Here is a 15334-nt window from a genome sequence, read left to right as displayed (position 1 = left end):
ATGAACACGCCGGCCTTGCACCCAACGACCGCCGCGGGTTCCCTGCGACGGTTCTCCGACCTGTTGTATCGACGGCCCAACCTGTACCTGTCGATGCTGCTGGTGCCGCCGCTGATCTGGTTCGGCGCGATCTACCTGGGCTCGCTGCTGACCTTGCTGTGGCAGGGCTTCTACACCTTCGACGACTTCACCATGGCCGTGACGCCGGACCTGACCCTGGCGAACTTCGCGGCCCTGTTCCAGCCCTCGAACTTCGACATCATCCTGCGCACCTTGAGCATGGCCATCGTCGTGTCCATCGCCAGCGCCATCGTCGCGTTCCCGATCGCCTACTACATGGCGCGCTACACCACCGGCAAGACCAAGGCGTTTTTCTACATCGCGGTGATGCTGCCGATGTGGGCCAGCTACATCGTCAAGGCCTATGCCTGGACGCTGCTGCTGGCCAAGGGCGGCGTCGCCCAGTGGTTCATCCAGCAACTGGGCCTGGGGCCACTGCTGCAGTTCGTGCTGGGCATTCCCGGCGTGGGGGGCAGCACGTTGTCCACCTCGCACCTGGGGCGCTTCCTGGTGTTCGTCTACATCTGGCTGCCGTTCATGATCCTGCCGATCCAGGCCTCCCTGGAGCGCCTGCCGCCGTCCTTGCTGCAGGCCTCGGCGGACTTGGGCGCCAAGCCGCGCCAGACGTTCATGCACGTGATTCTGCCGCTGTCGATCCCGGGCATCGCCGCCGGCTCGATCTTCACGTTTTCCCTGACCCTGGGGGATTTCATCGTGCCGCAACTGGTGGGCCCGCCGGGTTATTTCGTCGGCGGCATGGTCTACGCCCAGCAAGGCGCCATCGGCAACATGCCCATGGCGGCGGCGTTCACGTTGGTGCCCATCGTGCTGATCGCGGTGTACCTGTCCATCGTCAAGCGCCTGGGGGCTTTCGATGCACTCTGACTCATTGTCCCGCGCCTCCTGGGGCCTGCGCCTGGCGGCATGGGGCGGGCTGGTGTTCCTGCACTTTCCGATCCTGATCATCTTCCTCTACGCGTTCAACACCGAAGACGCGGCGTTCAGCTTCCCGCCCAAGGGCCTGACCCTGAAATGGTTCGGCGTCGCCTTCGCGCGCCCGGACGTGCTGGAGGCGATCAAGCTGTCCTTGCAGGTCGCGGCCATCGCCACGCTGATCGCCCTGGTGCTCGGCACCCTGGCCTCGGCGGCGCTGTACCGGCGTGATTTCTTCGGCAAGCAGGCCATTTCATTGATGCTGATCCTGCCGATCGCCCTGCCCGGGATCATCACCGGCATCGCGCTGCTGGCGACGTTCAAGGCCCTGGGGATCGAGCCGGGAATGTTCACCATCGTCGTCGGCCACGGGACCTTCTGCGTGGTGATCGTCTATAACAATGTCATCGCCCGCCTGCGCCGCACTTCCCACAGCCTGATCGAGGCATCGATGGACCTGGGGGCCGACGGCTGGCAGACGTTTCGCTACATCATCCTGCCCAACCTGGGTTCGGCGTTGCTGGCCGGCGGGATGCTGGCGTTTGCGCTGTCATTCGACGAAATTATCGTCACCACCTTCACCGCCGGCCACGAACGCACGTTGCCACTGTGGCTGCTCAACCAACTCAGCCGGCCCCGCGACGTGCCGGTGACCAACGTCGTGGCGATGCTGGTGATGCTGGCGACCATGCTGCCGATACTGGGCGCCTATTACCTGACCCGGGGCGGTGAAAGCGTGGCGGGGAGCGGTGGGAAATAACCCCTTTCCCACGGTAAAAAGAGCTTTTTGTGGGAGCGAGCTTGCTCGCGATGACTGACAAACATTCAACACCGATGTCGACTGTATGACCGCTATCGCGAGCAAGCTCGCTCCCACAGGGATCGGTTACAGCAGACACAGAACTGCTTCAATGAGGACAATGCCATGCAAACCAAACTACTGATCAACGGCCATCTGGTGGACGGCGAAGGGCCAGGCCAGGCCGTGTTCAACCCTGCGCTGGGCCGGGTGCTGGTGGAAATCAACGAGGCCAGCGAAGCCCAGGTGGATGCCGCCGTGCGCGCCGCCGACGGGGCGTTCGACAGTTGGTCGCAGGTGGCCCCCAAGGACCGCTCCCTGTTGCTGCTCAAACTGGCCGATGCCATCGAGGCCCATGGCGAAGAGCTGGCCAAGTTGGAGTCGGACAACTGCGGCAAGCCCCTCAGCGCGGCGCTGAACGACGAGATCCCGGCGATCGCCGACGTGTTCCGCTTCTTCGCCGGCGCCAGCCGTTGCATGAACGGCTCGGCGGGCGGCGAATACCTGCCGGGACACACTTCAATGATCCGCCGCGACCCGGTGGGCGTCGTCGCCTCCATCGCACCGTGGAACTACCCGCTGATGATGGTCGCCTGGAAAATCGCCCCGGCCCTGGCCGCCGGCAATACGGTGGTGCTCAAGCCGTCGGAACAGACCCCGCTGACGGCGTTGCGCCTGGCGGAACTGGCGTCGGGAATATTCCCGGCCGGCGTACTCAATGTGGTGTTCGGTCGCGGGCAGACCGTTGGCCAACCCCTGGTGACCCACCCGAAAGTGCGCATGGTCTCGCTGACCGGCTCCATCGCCACCGGCTCGAACATCATTTCCAGCACCGCCGACAGCGTCAAGCGCACCCACATGGAACTGGGCGGCAAGGCCCCGGTGATCATCTTCGACGACGCCGACATCGATGCCGCCGTGGAAGGCATCCGCACCTTCGGCTTCTACAATGCCGGCCAGGATTGCACCGCCGCCTGCCGCATCTATGCCCAGCAAGGCATCTACGACACCTTCGTGGAAAAACTCGGCGCGGCGGTCAGCAGCATCAAGTACGGCCTGCAAACCGCCGCCGACACCGAGATGGGCCCGTTGATCACCGCCCAGCACCGCGACCGCGTGGCCGGATTCGTCGAACGCGCCATCGCCCAGCCGCACATTCGCCTGGTCACCGGCGGCAAGGCCGTGGACGGCAACGGTTTCTTCTTCGAACCGACCGTGCTCGCCGACGCCCAGCAGGATGACGAAATCGTCCGTCGGGAGGTCTTCGGGCCGGTGGTGTCGGTCACGCCGTTCCTCGACGAAGCCCAGGTGCTGGCCTGGGCCAACGATTCGGACTACGGCCTGGCGTCCTCGGTGTGGACCGCCGACATCGGCCGCGCCCATCGCCTGGCGGCACGCCTGCAATACGGCTGCACCTGGGTCAACACCCACTTCATGCTCGTCAGCGAAATGCCCCACGGCGGTCAGAAACGTTCCGGCTACGGCAAGGACATGTCCATGTACGGGCTGGAGGATTACACGGTGGTGCGGCATGTGATGTTCAAGCATTGAAACGAGACAACGTTGGCAACACATGCCCACGGCTGGCGGGCCGGGGGCCTGCTAAGGTTTTCGTCGATCCGTGCACGCTCGCCGGTTGACGGAAGCCTTGGCAGAACCTAGGGTGTCTACAACGTATACACCCCAGGAGATCAGCCATGGCCTCGCCTGTTTTATCCTTTCGCGTGGAAGAAGGTCTGGCCCAACAGCTGGATTTGTTGGCCGCCGCCACCGACCGCGACCGTCAATATCACCTCAAGCGTGCATTGGTCCGATATGTGGAAGCCGAATCCTGGCATCTGCAAGCCATCAGCGAAGGCGTCGCAGATGCCGATGCTGGAAACCTGACCGACCTGGACGCCGTGAAGGCTAAGTGGGCAAAGCGTGCCGAGCATCGTACTGACCGACAAAGCACAGAGTGACCTCGACTCGATTCACGAACACTACCAAGGCGCCCTCGGGGTGGACGGCGCTGATGCTGTCATCCTCGCGATCCTGGAGACCTTGGGACAATTGCAGCGTTTCCCGGGTTCGGGCCGTCCCTCGGTCGCGCCCGATATCCGGGAGCTGGTACTGACTCGCTACCCGTTCGTTGCTCCCTACCGCCAGGTGCGTGGGCAATTGCAGATCCTGCGGATATTGCACCAACGCACCGAGCGCCCCCAGGACTGGTCGCCGGAATGACACCGGCCCGTCCTCTTTCAAAACCTCGAAACACTGCGCATCGCATCCACCAGGTAGCGCATGGCGATCCGGTCGTTTTCCGACAGTTCCCGGTAGCGCTCCACCAGCTTCAGTTCTTCCAGGCTCAAGCGCCGCGACCTGCGCCCATGGGTCAGGTTTGGAAAGATCCCCAGTATTTCAGCGATGCCCTGTATTTTCGTCATGAGCGTGTGTCCTTCTTTACGTCGAATTTAACCTGATAGCGCGTTGCATCCCGGCTTGGATCGCCTGTCATGCTAGAGAATAGGGAGGTTTCCAGCCGGGAGAAGGGAGTTTTAGAGTAATTAGTCAAAAAATGCCGCAATCCTCATAAAAAAAGAAATAACTGTAAGAAATTTTGACTTGTCCCCGCTTTCCGTTCTCCCCGCCCCCGCTCATCCCCTATGATTTTGCGCCTCGGTGAACCGATCCAGCTCTCAGGCATCTGTTCTAACGTTCGTCGCGTTTGGCCAAAGGCATGTCCGAACTCCTTCATCAGTTTCCGTTGCCAGGATGGGCATGGGATTGTTTTCGAGAAAGGTTGTATTTATGCACCGCAGGAATCTGCTCAAGGCCTCGATGGCCTTTGCCGCCTACACCGGGTTGTCAGCCTCCGGGCTCATGGCCGCACGCGCCTGGGCCGCTGATCAGACCGCCGACGGCGAGGCCCGCCCCTTCGACTTCAATGCACTGAAAGACCAGGCCCGCAAACTGGCCGCCAGCCCCTACGTCGACACCAAGCAAGTCTTGCCACCGACCCTGGCGCAGATGTCGCCCTTGCAGTTCAACGCGATCCAGTACGACGCCAACCACTCGCTGTGGAATCAGTTGGGCGCCCAGTTGGACGTGCAGTTTTTCCACGTCGGCATGGGCTTCAAGCAGCCGGTGCGCATGTACAGCGTCGATCCGGCGACCCGCCTGGCCCGTGAAGTGCATTTTCGCCCGGAGCTGTTCAACTACGAGAAGACCACGGTCAACACCTCACAGCTGACGGGTGACCTGGGGTTCGCCGGTTTCCGGGTGTTCAAGGCCCCGGAACTGGGCCGGCACGACATCGTGTCGTTCCTGGGGGCCAGTTACTTCCGCGCCGTGGACGCCAGTGGCCAGTACGGGCTGTCGGCCCGTGGCCTGGCCATCGACACCTACGCCAAGCAACGCGAGGAGTTTCCGGACTTCACCAAGTTCTGGTTCGAAACCCCGGAGAAGAACAGCACCCGTTTCGTGGTCTACGCGCTGCTCGATTCCCCCAGCGCCACCGGCGCCTATCGCTTCGACATCGATTGCCAGCCGACCCGGGTGGTGATGGAGGTCGATGCGCACATCAATGCCCGTACCGCCATCCAGCAACTGGGCATCGCCCCGATGACCAGCATGTTCAGCTGCGGCACCGTCGAGCGGCGCATGTGCGACACCATCCACCCGCAAATCCACGACTCCGACCGCCTGGCCATGTGGCGCGGCAACGGCGAGTGGGTCTGCCGCCCGCTGAACAACCCCGCCACCCTGCAGTTCAACGCCTTTGCCGACAACAACCCGAAAGGCTTCGGGCTGGTGCAGACCGACCATGACTTTGCCAGCTACCAGGACACCGTGGACTGGTACAGCAAGCGCCCGAGCCTGTGGGTCGAACCGACGACGGCCTGGGGTGAGGGCTCCGTCGACCTGTTGGAAATCCCCACCACCGGTGAAACCCTGGACAACATCGTGGCCTTCTGGACACCGAAGAAACCGGTGGCCGCCGGCGATGCGCTGAACTACGGCTACAAGCTCTACTGGAGCGCCCTGCCCCCGGTCAGCACCGACCTGGCCCATGTCGATGCGACCCGTTCAGGCATGGGCGGCTTCATCGAAGGCTGGGCACCCGGCGAACACTACCCGACCGTCTGGGCCCGCCGCTTCGCCGTGGACTTCAGCGGCGGCGGCCTCGACCAGTTGCCGCCGGGCACCGGCATCGAACCGGTGGTGACCTGCTCCCACGGCGAGGTGAAGGACTTCAACGTGCTGGTGCTGGATGCGATCAAGGGCTACCGCATCACCTTCGACTGGTACCCGACCGACGACCGCGTGGACCCGGTGCAGATGCGCCTGTTCATCCGCACCAAGGACCGGACCTTGAGCGAGACCTGGTTGTACCAGTACTTCCCGCCGGCCCCGGACAAGCGCAAGTACCCGGCCTAGCGGGGCCCCCCTTTCGCGAGCAGGCTCGCTCCCACAGGGTCGGTGTGAACGTTGTGGGAGCGAGCCTGCTCGCGATAAGGCCGCAACAGCCAGCGAGATCGACACCTGATAAGCAAAAGCCCCGGCCAATCAACCGGGGCTTTTGCTATCACCGTCCACTCAGTCCCGCAGGTCCGACTCATGGATCGGCTGGTCGCGGTGGGTCGCCCGCTGGTACTGCGCCGGCCACACTGCCTTGCGTCCGCCCAGGTCATCGTCGGCGTGCAAGGCCCAGTACGGATCACGCAACAATTCGCGGGCCAGGAAGATGATGTCCGCCTGGCAGGTCCGCAGGATGTGCTCGGCCTGGGCCGGCTCGGTGATCATGCCCACCGTACCGGTGGCGATTTCCGACTCCTTGCGCACCCGTTCGGCAAAGCGCGTCTGGTAGCCGGGGCCGGTGGGGATCTCGGCATTGGCGGCGGTCCCCCCCGAGGACACATCGATCAGGTCCACCCCCAGCGCCCTGAAGCGTCGCGCCAGCTCCACGGTCTCGTCCGGGTTCCAACCGTCCTCGACCCAGTCGGTGGCCGAAACACGCACGAACACCGGCAGTTCCTCAGGCCAGACGGCACGGACCGCCTCGGTGACTTGCAGCACCAGCCGGATGCGGTTCTCGAACGAACCGCCATATTGGTCGCGGCGCTGATTGCTCAACGGCGAGAGGAATTGATGCAGCAAGTAACCATGGGCGGCGTGGACCTCGACCACCTTGAAACCGGCAATCAAAGCGCGCTTGGCCGACGCCACGAACGCCTGGATCAGCTCGGCGATCTGCCCTTCGTCCAACTGGACCGGCGGCGTGTGCTGCGGGTCGAAGGCGATCGGTGACGGACCGACCGGGACCCAGCCGCCGTCCGCCGGCTTCACGCTGCCATGCTTGCCCAGCCAGGGACGCCAGGTACTGGCCTTGCGCCCGGCATGCGCCAATTGAATACCCGGCACGGCCCCCTGGGCGGTGATGAAACGGGTGATGCGTTGCAACGGCTCGATCTGTTCATCGTTCCACAGCCCCAGGTCCTGGGCGGTGATACGGCCGTCGGCGGTGACGGCGGTGGCTTCGGTGAACACCAGGCCGGCGCCACCCACGGCACGACTGCCGAGGTGCACCAGGTGCCAGTCGTTGGCCAGGCCATCGACGCTCGAATACTGGCACATCGGGGATACCGCGATGCGATTGGGCAGGGTCAATTGACGAAGGGTATAGGGTTCCAGCAGCAGACTCATGGGGCACCTCTCTCGAATCAGTGGGCAGGCTCCAGGGTTCTGTTTGAACAGTCGACGAGTGACAAAACGTGCAACACCCGCCCCCGCGGGCAAAGAAAATCGACAAGACGTCACAAGGGCTATCAACCAGTGCTTAGAGCCTAGTCGACAACCCGCAAGGACGGAGGGTTCAGAACTTAAAAACCGGCGGTGTGGAGAGGGCGCTTGCTCCTACTCGGGTCGATCGCTGTGGCGAGGGGATTTATCCCCGCTCGGCTGCGAAGCAGTCGTAAACCCAGCCAATGCTGATTGACTGACGAAATGCAGTGCCAGCTCGAGGGACGCTTCGCAGCCCAACGGGGATAAATCCCCTCGCCACTGGAAAACACTCCCACAGTAACTAACGGCTTGTGTCTATCGCGGCTCGATATGGGCAATCATCAGTTGCACCGTTTCCTGTCCGCGAAACTCGTTGAGGTCGAGCTTGTAGGCCAGTTCGACCCAACGGACGGTGGGGTTGGGCCAGATCTCGCGGTCGATGCCAAAGGCGATGCCGTCGAGCTTCACCGAGCCGCACTCGCTCTTGAGGACCACTTTCAAGTGCCGCTCGCCCACCACCCGCTGTTCGACCAACTGGAACACCCCGTGGAACATCGGTTCGGGGAAATGCTGGCCCCACGGCCCGGCATGGCGCAGCGCCCGGGCCAGTTCCAGGTGGAATTCCTCGACCGCCAACGTACCGTCCGACAACAACCGCCCGGTCAGGTCCTCATCACGCAATTGCCTACGTACCTCGGCGTCGAATGCCTCGGCGAACAGCGGAAAATTCGCTTCCGGCAACGTCAGCCCCGCCGCCATGGCGTGGCCGCCGTACTTGCTGATCAGGGTGGGATGCTGCGCCGCCACCACGCTCAGTGCATCGCGAATATGAAACCCCGGCACCGAGCGTCCCGAGCCCTTGAGCAGACCGTCGCCGGCGTCGGCAAAGGCGATGGTCGGACGGAAATAGCGCTCCTTCATCCGCGAGGCGAGGATCCCGATGACCCCTTGGTGCCACTGCGGGTCGAACAGGCACAAGCCGAACGGCATCGAATCCACCGGCAGCTCCTTGAGCTGGGCCAGGGCTTCGCGCTGCATGCCCTGCTCGATGGATTTGCGGTCCTGGTTCATGCCATCCAGTTGCGCGGCCATCTCCCGGGCCAGGGCCGGGTCGTCGGTGAGCAGGCATTCAATGCCCAGGCTCATGTCATCCAGGCGCCCCGCCGCGTTCAAGCGCGGGCCGAGGATAAACCCGAGGTCCGTGGAGGTGATGCGCGAGTGGTCGCGCTTGGCCACTTCCAGGATGGCCTTGATGCCCGGGCGCGCCCGTCCCGCGCGAATCCGCTCCAGCCCCTGGTGCACCAGGATGCGGTTGTTGGCGTCCAGGGGCACCACGTCGGCAACGCTGCCCAGGGCCACCAGGTCGAGCAGCTCGCCAATGTTCGGTTGCGGCGTGCTGGCATACCAGCCCAGGCTGCGCAGGCGGGCTCGCAGCGCCATCAACACGTAGAAGATCACCCCGACCCCGGCCAACGCCTTGCTCGGGAAATCACAGCCCGGCTGGTTCGGGTTGACGATGGCGTCGGCCGCCGGCAGTTCGGGGCCCGGCAAGTGGTGATCGGTGACCAGCACCTTGAGTCCCGCCGCCTTCGCCGCCGCCACACCTTCCACGCTGGAGATCCCGTTGTCCACGGTGATCAGCAACTGCGGCTGGCGAGCCAGTGCGACCTCGACGATTTCCGGGGTCAAGCCATAGCCGTACTCGAAGCGATTGGGCACCAGGTAATCGACATGGGCCGCGCCGAGCAGGCGCAGCCCCAGCATGCCCACGGTGCTGGCCGTCGCGCCATCGGCATCGAAGTCGCCGACGATCAGGATCCGCTGGCGCTGCTCCAGCGCCACCACCAACAGGTCCACTGCTGCGTCGATGCCCTTGAGCTGCTGGAACGGAATCAGCCGCGCCAGGCTCTTGTCCAGCTCGGCCTCGGACTGCACGCCACGCGCGGCATACAGCCGGGTCAGCAGCGGCGGCAGGTCACCGAGAAATGGCAGGGTGTCGGGCAGTTGGCGGGGTTCTATGCGCATGGGGTAACGGGTATTTCTCTTTAAATTGTAGGAATTGTAACTAGGGCAGCTCTCTGTGGCAGCGAGCCTGCTCGCGAAAGCTGAGTGCCATGCAGCCATATGTTGACTGATACACCACCTTCGCGAGCAGGCTCGCTCCCACCATGGTTCGACCCTGTCAGGTCAACGGCTCAGCCGCGCTCGCCCAGCAACCACTGCAACTGGACTTCATGCTGGCCGCGGTCATCGGTCACGAACACCGTGCCTTCGCTGATCATCACGTCCCACTTGATCACCCGGGGCATGTCCCGGGCCAGGGTTTCCAGCACCTCCTGGGGCACGGCGGCGATGTTGACGTTCTTCAGGTTCTTGATCGCCGGGATCACCTTGCCTTCCCAGACCCGCAAGCTGCCGTAGGCCAGCAGGCTGGTGCGCTCGGTGCGGCGCGAGCACCAGGTCAGGCGATCGGCATCCGGCTGGCCGACTTCGATCCAATGCAGCACACGGTCATCCAGGCTTTTTTCCCACAACGCCGGTTCATCGACATCTGACAGACCACGCCCAAAAGACAGCAGCTCGTTGTACCAGAGCGCGTAAGCCAGCAGACGCACGGTCATGCGTTCCTCGGTTTCCGAAGGATGGCGGGCGATGGTCTGCTTCACGTTCTCGTAGACATTGCGGTCGAGGTCGGTGAGGTTCAGTTCAAACTTGTAGGTCGTGGACGGCTGGGCCATGAACAGGGCTTCTTGATACGAGGAAAGGCGGCAAGTCTAACCGATGACGCAAGCAATCCACGAATTGCCGACCATCAACCTGCGGCGACCGACCCTGGCCTGTGATAAAACGCTCTATTCGTTCTGCCTTGTCCTACAGGATCCGTCATGTCGCTCACTGCCAAACCCCTTGCCGGCGTCAAAGTCATCGAACTGGGCACCCTGATCGCCGGGCCCTTCGCCTCGCGTATCTGCGCTGAATTCGGTGCCGAGGTGATCAAGGTCGAATCGCCGGATGGCGGCGATCCGCTGCGCAAGTGGCGCAAACTGTATGAAGGCACGTCCCTGTGGTGGTTCGTCCAGTCGCGCAACAAGAAATCCCTGACCTTGAACCTGAAACACCCGCAAGGCCTGGAGATCCTGAAGAAACTGATTGGCGAAGCCGACATCCTGATCGAGAACTTCCGGCCCGGCGTGCTGGAGAAACTCGGCCTGGGTTGGGACGTCCTCCATGGGCTGAACCCGAAACTGGTGATGGTGCGGCTGTCGGGCTTCGGCCAGACCGGGCCGATGAAAGACCAGCCGGGGTTTGGCGCGGTGGGCGAATCCATGGGCGGCCTGCGCTACATCACCGGGTTCGAAGACCGTCCGCCGGTGCGCACAGGGATTTCCATCGGCGACTCCATCGCCGCGCTCTGGGGTGTGATTGGCGCGCTCATGGCCCTGCGCCACCGCGAGGTCAACGGCGGCACCGGACAGGTGGTGGACGTGGCGCTGTACGAGGCGATCTTCGCCATGATGGAAAGCATGGTGCCGGAGTTCGACGTGTTCGGTTTCATCCGTGAGCGCACCGGCAACATCATGCCCGGCATCACGCCATCGTCCATCCACACCAGCGCCGACGGCAAGCACGTGCAAATTGGTGCCAACGGCGACGCGATCTTCAAGCGTTTCATGCAGACCATCGGCCGCAACGACCTGGCCGACGATCCGCAACTGGCCAGCAATGATGGCCGTGACAGCCGACGTGACGAGCTGTACGGCGTCATCGATCGTTGGGTCAACGCATTGTCGCTCGACGCCGTAATGGAACAGTTGAACCAGGCCGGCGTGCCCGCCAGCCGGATCTTCAGCGCCGAGGATATGTTCAGCGACCCGCAATTCCTCGCCCGGGAGATGTTCCTGCAGGCCAGGTTGCCGGACGGCAAGGCGTTCAAGATGCCCGGCATCGTCCCGAAACTCTCGGACACGCCAGGCACCTGCGAATGGGTCGGGCCGGCACTGGGGGAACACACCGCGCAAGTGCTCGCCGCGCTGGGCTACGACGCGCAGCAGGTCGCCCAATTGCGCAGCGACGGCGCCGTTTGACCGGCGGCGAACCCGAACCTGCCGTCCACCGAGGCTCGCTCCCACACAGGCTCATCCCCATGACGGTTCGGCGGGGCTCATGGGCCGCGCACGCCAGGCCCTGGAACGACAGGCAAAAAGAAACCCCGAGCAGTGGGGAGACAACTCGGGGTTAAACGTAACCATTCAGGTTCGTACAACAAGCGACAAGCACCGGAGCACAATGCTTGCTCTTGTTGGTAAAAGATCTGACTCACCAAAGCGTAGGAAGGTTCCCACAAACTCAGGTCAATTCGGGGCGGCCATGACCTTGTCGCCCGCCAGATTACGCAGCGCCGCTATCACACAGGGCTCCAGCCGCCCTTCGGCAATCAATACATCGCGATGCAGGCCATCGACCACGTCCGTCAGTTGACGCTTGTCGGTCAATTGGGCTTGGTTGAACACTCGTTCGACCACAATGGCCCCGGAGGCATTCTTCAGCGTCACCAGGCATTCGCCCTTGGCGCCGGAGGGAGTCAGCGAGACCTGATACGGGCTCAAAGCCTCACCCAGCAATAGGCTGATACTTTCCATTCGCTCACCCTTCAATAGTCCGAAAACAACTGCGTGTACCCTGTAAATGACCGTGGGCCGCAACAGAAAGTTCGCCAGCGCAGCGAGGCGACACAATGAGGCCTCGTTCCACCGAGCATGCGCGTGCAATGTGACAGGCACACCACAGCCGTTTTCGGCGGCCGGCCCATCGCCGCCCCCCCCGGATCAGGCCGGCAAGCCGTCGGTGCGACACCCGCGGCGCCCCGTATCGCGCCAGCCGCCCAGGAGACCGCGCAACTGCCCGTCGGCCCCGTAGAACGGCACCGACCAGTGGTGGATGTCCCGCAAGCCGCCATGGAACGACAGTTGGCGGTCGGCAAATCGAGATTGGCCGGTGCGCAACTGTTCCATCATCTCGTCATGCAGCAGCTCGGCGGTGGCCCGGGGAAAAGCGCTGGCATCCGTCAACCGGGTGCCCCGCAGCTTTTCGAAACGCGTCGCCAACAGGTCCTCGTAACTCTTGTTGCACATGATCAGGCGCCCCTCCAGGTCACGGATGAACACCGGATCGGGGATCGCGTCCATCAACGCCCGTTGCAGCATCAACTGGTCCTTGAGCACCGCCTCGGCCTTGAGGCGCTGGTCGATCTGGATCTGCAGGCGGCGATTCCACAGCACCGACAGCAGGCCGAACAGCGCGACCGCGATCACGCACCAATAACCCCAGGCCGACACCCGCTGCCACAGCGAGGGCGCCGGGCCGGGGACCGTGCCCGCCAGCCACTTGGCCCGCAGCGCGCGCATGTCCTCGGCCGGAAACACTTCCAGCGCCTTGTTCAGGATACCCAGCAAGGGGGTGAGGTCCTGGCGCACCGCCAGGTAGTCCGGTTCCCACCGCCCCTCAAGGCTGGCGCCGACCTGCAACTGCCCAGCCGGATAGAGATGCACGCTGGTTTCATTCTCGATGGTGGCGAAGGCTTCCCGGCTTTCCACCAGCGCACGCGCCTCCCCATAGGTCTTGACCGTGCGCAGCTGGATCGTCGGGTAGTCGCGCCGTATCTCCGCCTCCAGGGCATGCCGGGCCGGCAGCGCCAGGACCTTGCCCTCGAGCTGTTCCAGGGAGTGGAGAACCGTCTCCCCGGCGCGGCCGACCAATACCCAGCCAAAACCGCCAAATGCATGGCTGAAATGGAGAAAGTCCCGGCGCTCTTCGTTCATCGCCAGGTTGGCGGTCATGTCCGCCTCGCCGTTCTCCAGCATGGTCAGCAACTGGCCCGGGGAAAACGATTCCCGGTGCACGAACTCCAGGCCGGTCATCAGCGCAATGCGCTGGAGAATGTCGTGGTTCAAACCGTCCCATTGCCCCAGTTCATTCTTGAACAGGTACAGCGGAAACTGCATCGAGGCCACCACGACCCGCGGGTTTTCCCTGATCCACTTCAACTCGCTGGCGTCCAGCACCAGCCGTTCGCCAGGATTGAACGGTGGCGCTTCGACAGTGGCCAACGGTGCCGCCCCGCCCCACGGGGCCCAGTACGCCAACGCCAGGCCCGCCACCCAGCCGCGCATGGGTTTGGATTTGATAAAAAACAACATCTGCACTTCCTTCGAGATGAATCGCTCGTCCCTCCCAGGGCCGAAAACCCGATCAGTTTGGCATGCAGAAACAAGAAAGCCCGTCAGGAGACGGGCTTCAAAATGTGACAGGTTCCAGCGGTCAGAGTGGCTTGCCGCGGTTGCCATGCTGGCTGACAAAGGCCTGCACGGCTGCCAGGTCATTGGGCAACACGGTGCAACGCTCATCTCGCTCAAACAAATCAGAAAGATGTGCAGGCAGTTCCAGCGCTTTTCCTACGCCCGCTTGCTCCACGGCGTCCGGGAACTTGACCGGATGGGCCGTTCCCAGCACCACCATCGGAATGTCCAGGCTGCGACGGCATTCGCGGGCGGCCTTGACCCCGATGGCCGTGTGCGGATCGAGCAGCTCGCCACACTGCCCGTACACCTCGGCGATGGTTTCGCAGGTTTGTGCGTCATCGACGGCCAGGGAGTCGAACAACTTGCGGGCTTCGGTCCAGCGCTCGGGCTCGACGCTGAAACCGCCGCCTTGCTTGAAACTGTCCATCAGGCCGGCAATCGCCGCGCCGTTGCGGCCGTGCAGGTCGAACAGCAGGCGTTCGAAGTTCGACGAGACCATGATGTCCATCGACGGCGACAGCGTGGCGTGCAGGGTTTCCTTGACGTACTGGTTGCCGCTCATGAAGCGGTGCAGGATGTCGTTGCGGTTGGTGGCGACGATCAGTTGGTTGATCGGCAGGCCCATGTTGCGCGCCAGGTAGCCGGCGAAGATATCGCCGAAGTTGCCGGTCGGCACCGAGAACGCCACGGAACGGGCCGGACCGCCCAGTTGCAGCGCCGCGTGGAAGTAGTAGACGATCTGGGCCATGATCCGCGCCCAGTTGATCGAGTTCACCGCCACCAGCCGGGTGCCCTTGAGGAAGCCCTGGTCGGCGAAGCTGGCCTTGACCATTTCCTGGCAGTCGTCGAAGTTGCCTTCGATGGCGATGTTGTGGATGTTATCGCCGACGATGGTCGTCATTTGCCGACGCTGCACTTCCGAGACGCGGTTGTGCGGGTGCAGGATGAAGATGTCGACGTTCTCGCAATGCTTGCAGCCTTCGATGGCGGCCGAACCGGTGTCGCCGGAAGTCGCGCCCACGATCACCACGCGCTCGCCGCGCTTTTGCAGCACGTAGTCCAGCAGGCGACCGAGCAATTGCAGGGCAAAGTCCTTGAACGCCAGGGTCGGGCCGTGGAACAGCTCCATCACCCATTCGTTACCGTTGAGCTGGCGCAGCGGTGCGATGGCGTTGTGGGAGAAGACCCCGTAGGTCTCTTCGAGAATCTTCTTGAAATCGGCGTCCGGGATGCTGCCGGTGACGAACGGGCGCATGACCCGGAACGCCAGCTCGTGATACGGCAGGCCGGCCCAGGAGGCGATTTCTTCCTGGGTGAAACGTGGCAGGTTTTCCGGCACATAGAGGCCGCCGTCCGTGGCCAGGCCGGCCAGCAGGACGTCTTCGAAATTCAGGGCCGGTGCCTGGCCGCGGGTGCTGATATAGCGCATAAAGACAAACCCTTGGTTTGAGCTTCAAGCTGCAAGCTACAAGCTACAAGT

At 63.2% G+C, this 15334-nt stretch carries 14 protein-coding genes; 7 read left to right on the top strand and 7 right to left on the bottom strand.

Annotated elements, in window-relative coordinates:
* The 5 genes from Q6A48_RS20420 (at position 1) to Q6A48_RS20400 (ending at position 4015) form a co-directional block, all read left to right on the top strand.
* Positions 1-945: an ABC transporter permease gene (locus Q6A48_RS20420; RefSeq protein WP_304556045.1), complete on the top strand. Its 945-nt coding sequence runs from the start codon at positions 1-3 to the stop codon at positions 943-945.
* Positions 935-1753 carry an ABC transporter permease gene (locus Q6A48_RS20415; protein ID WP_304556044.1) on the top strand — a complete coding sequence of 273 codons (819 nt, stop codon included), beginning with the start codon at positions 935-937 and terminating at the stop codon, positions 1751-1753. The genes Q6A48_RS20420 and Q6A48_RS20415 overlap by 11 nt, the downstream gene beginning before the upstream one ends.
* A gap of 165 nt (positions 1754-1918) precedes the next feature.
* The gene (locus Q6A48_RS20410) at positions 1919-3343 is read left to right on the top strand and encodes a gamma-aminobutyraldehyde dehydrogenase (RefSeq protein ID WP_304556043.1); all 1425 of its coding nucleotides are present in this window, start codon (positions 1919-1921) and stop codon (positions 3341-3343) included.
* Between the two features lie 146 nt (positions 3344-3489).
* A complete protein-coding gene (locus Q6A48_RS20405; protein WP_304556042.1) occupies positions 3490-3753 on the top strand; it encodes a CopG family ribbon-helix-helix protein in 264 nt (87 codons plus the stop codon).
* Complete coding sequence (locus Q6A48_RS20400) at positions 3716-4015, top strand: type II toxin-antitoxin system RelE/ParE family toxin (RefSeq protein WP_304556041.1); 300 nt, start codon at positions 3716-3718, stop codon at positions 4013-4015. Before Q6A48_RS20405 ends, Q6A48_RS20400 begins: the two co-directional genes overlap by 38 nt.
* Before the next feature lie 17 nt (positions 4016-4032).
* On the opposite strand, the gene Q6A48_RS20395 is transcribed toward Q6A48_RS20400, so the two are convergent.
* A complete protein-coding gene (locus tag Q6A48_RS20395) occupies positions 4033-4218 on the bottom strand; it encodes a hypothetical protein (protein ID WP_304556040.1) in 186 nt (61 codons plus the stop codon).
* A gap of 364 nt (positions 4219-4582) precedes the next feature.
* On the opposite strand from Q6A48_RS20395, the gene Q6A48_RS20390 reads away from it, so the two are divergent.
* The gene (locus Q6A48_RS20390) at positions 4583-6211 is read left to right on the top strand and encodes a glucan biosynthesis protein D (RefSeq protein ID WP_304556039.1); all 1629 of its coding nucleotides are present in this window, start codon (positions 4583-4585) and stop codon (positions 6209-6211) included.
* Positions 6212-6370: 159 nt separating this feature from the next.
* On the opposite strand, the gene Q6A48_RS20385 is transcribed toward Q6A48_RS20390, so the two are convergent.
* The 3 genes from Q6A48_RS20385 to Q6A48_RS20375 all read right to left on the bottom strand — a co-directional run bounded on the left by Q6A48_RS20385 (position 6371) and on the right by Q6A48_RS20375 (position 10293).
* Positions 6371-7477 carry an NADH:flavin oxidoreductase/NADH oxidase gene (locus Q6A48_RS20385; RefSeq protein ID WP_304556038.1) on the bottom strand — a complete coding sequence of 369 codons (1107 nt, stop codon included), beginning with the start codon at positions 7475-7477 and terminating at the stop codon, positions 6371-6373.
* A gap of 393 nt (positions 7478-7870) precedes the next feature.
* On the bottom strand, positions 7871-9580 hold the full coding sequence (gene recJ / locus Q6A48_RS20380) for a single-stranded-DNA-specific exonuclease RecJ (protein ID WP_304556037.1): 1710 nt from the start codon (positions 9578-9580) through the stop codon (positions 7871-7873).
* Between the two features lie 170 nt (positions 9581-9750).
* Positions 9751-10293 carry a YaeQ family protein gene (locus tag Q6A48_RS20375; protein ID WP_304556036.1) on the bottom strand — a complete coding sequence of 181 codons (543 nt, stop codon included), beginning with the start codon at positions 10291-10293 and terminating at the stop codon, positions 9751-9753.
* Between the two features lie 147 nt (positions 10294-10440).
* On the opposite strand from Q6A48_RS20375, the gene Q6A48_RS20370 reads away from it, so the two are divergent.
* A complete protein-coding gene (locus Q6A48_RS20370; protein ID WP_304556035.1) occupies positions 10441-11640 on the top strand; it encodes a CaiB/BaiF CoA transferase family protein in 1200 nt (399 codons plus the stop codon).
* Positions 11641-11907: 267 nt separating this feature from the next.
* Here the strand turns inward: Q6A48_RS20370 and Q6A48_RS20365 are convergent, their stop codons facing one another.
* From Q6A48_RS20365 to thrC, 3 genes are all read right to left on the bottom strand, one after another.
* Positions 11908-12195 carry a DUF3509 domain-containing protein gene (locus tag Q6A48_RS20365; RefSeq protein ID WP_304556034.1) on the bottom strand — a complete coding sequence of 96 codons (288 nt, stop codon included), beginning with the start codon at positions 12193-12195 and terminating at the stop codon, positions 11908-11910.
* A gap of 186 nt (positions 12196-12381) precedes the next feature.
* Positions 12382-13752 (bottom strand): transporter substrate-binding domain-containing protein, encoded by a 1371-nt coding sequence (locus Q6A48_RS20360; RefSeq protein ID WP_304556033.1) that lies wholly within the window; start codon positions 13750-13752, stop codon positions 12382-12384.
* 121 nt (positions 13753-13873) lie between these two features.
* Entirely contained in the window at positions 13874-15283 is a 1410-nt protein-coding gene (gene thrC / locus Q6A48_RS20355) for a threonine synthase (protein WP_304556032.1), read from the bottom strand.
* Between the last annotated feature and the right edge of the window lie 51 nt (positions 15284-15334).

Origin of the sequence: Pseudomonas citrullilanati (genome assembly GCF_030580855.1) — a bacterium.
Classification (GTDB): domain Bacteria; phylum Pseudomonadota; class Gammaproteobacteria; order Pseudomonadales; family Pseudomonadaceae; genus Aquipseudomonas; species Aquipseudomonas citrulli.
This window is presented reverse-complemented; position numbering and strand designations above follow the sequence as displayed.

Coding starts and splice junctions, on each gene's coding strand:
- Q6A48_RS20420 (WP_304556045.1), top strand. CDS start 1: ATGAACACGCCGGCCTTGCACCCAACGACCGCCGCGGGTTCCCTGCGA.
- Q6A48_RS20415 (WP_304556044.1), top strand. CDS start 935: ATGCACTCTGACTCATTGTCCCGCGCCTCCTGGGGCCTGCGCCTGGCG.
- Q6A48_RS20410 (WP_304556043.1), top strand. CDS start 1,919: ATGCAAACCAAACTACTGATCAACGGCCATCTGGTGGACGGCGAAGGG.
- Q6A48_RS20405 (WP_304556042.1), top strand. CDS start 3,490: ATGGCCTCGCCTGTTTTATCCTTTCGCGTGGAAGAAGGTCTGGCCCAA.
- Q6A48_RS20395 (WP_304556040.1), bottom strand. CDS start 4,218: ATGACGAAAATACAGGGCATCGCTGAAATACTGGGGATCTTTCCAAAC.
- Q6A48_RS20390 (WP_304556039.1), top strand. CDS start 4,583: ATGCACCGCAGGAATCTGCTCAAGGCCTCGATGGCCTTTGCCGCCTAC.
- Q6A48_RS20385 (WP_304556038.1), bottom strand. CDS start 7,477: ATGAGTCTGCTGCTGGAACCCTATACCCTTCGTCAATTGACCCTGCCC.
- recJ (WP_304556037.1), bottom strand. CDS start 9,580: ATGCGCATAGAACCCCGCCAACTGCCCGACACCCTGCCATTTCTCGGT.
- Q6A48_RS20375 (WP_304556036.1), bottom strand. CDS start 10,293: ATGGCCCAGCCGTCCACGACCTACAAGTTTGAACTGAACCTCACCGAC.
- Q6A48_RS20370 (WP_304556035.1), top strand. CDS start 10,441: ATGTCGCTCACTGCCAAACCCCTTGCCGGCGTCAAAGTCATCGAACTG.
- Q6A48_RS20365 (WP_304556034.1), bottom strand. CDS start 12,195: ATGGAAAGTATCAGCCTATTGCTGGGTGAGGCTTTGAGCCCGTATCAG.
- Q6A48_RS20360 (WP_304556033.1), bottom strand. CDS start 13,752: ATGTTGTTTTTTATCAAATCCAAACCCATGCGCGGCTGGGTGGCGGGC.
- thrC (WP_304556032.1), bottom strand. CDS start 15,283: ATGCGCTATATCAGCACCCGCGGCCAGGCACCGGCCCTGAATTTCGAA.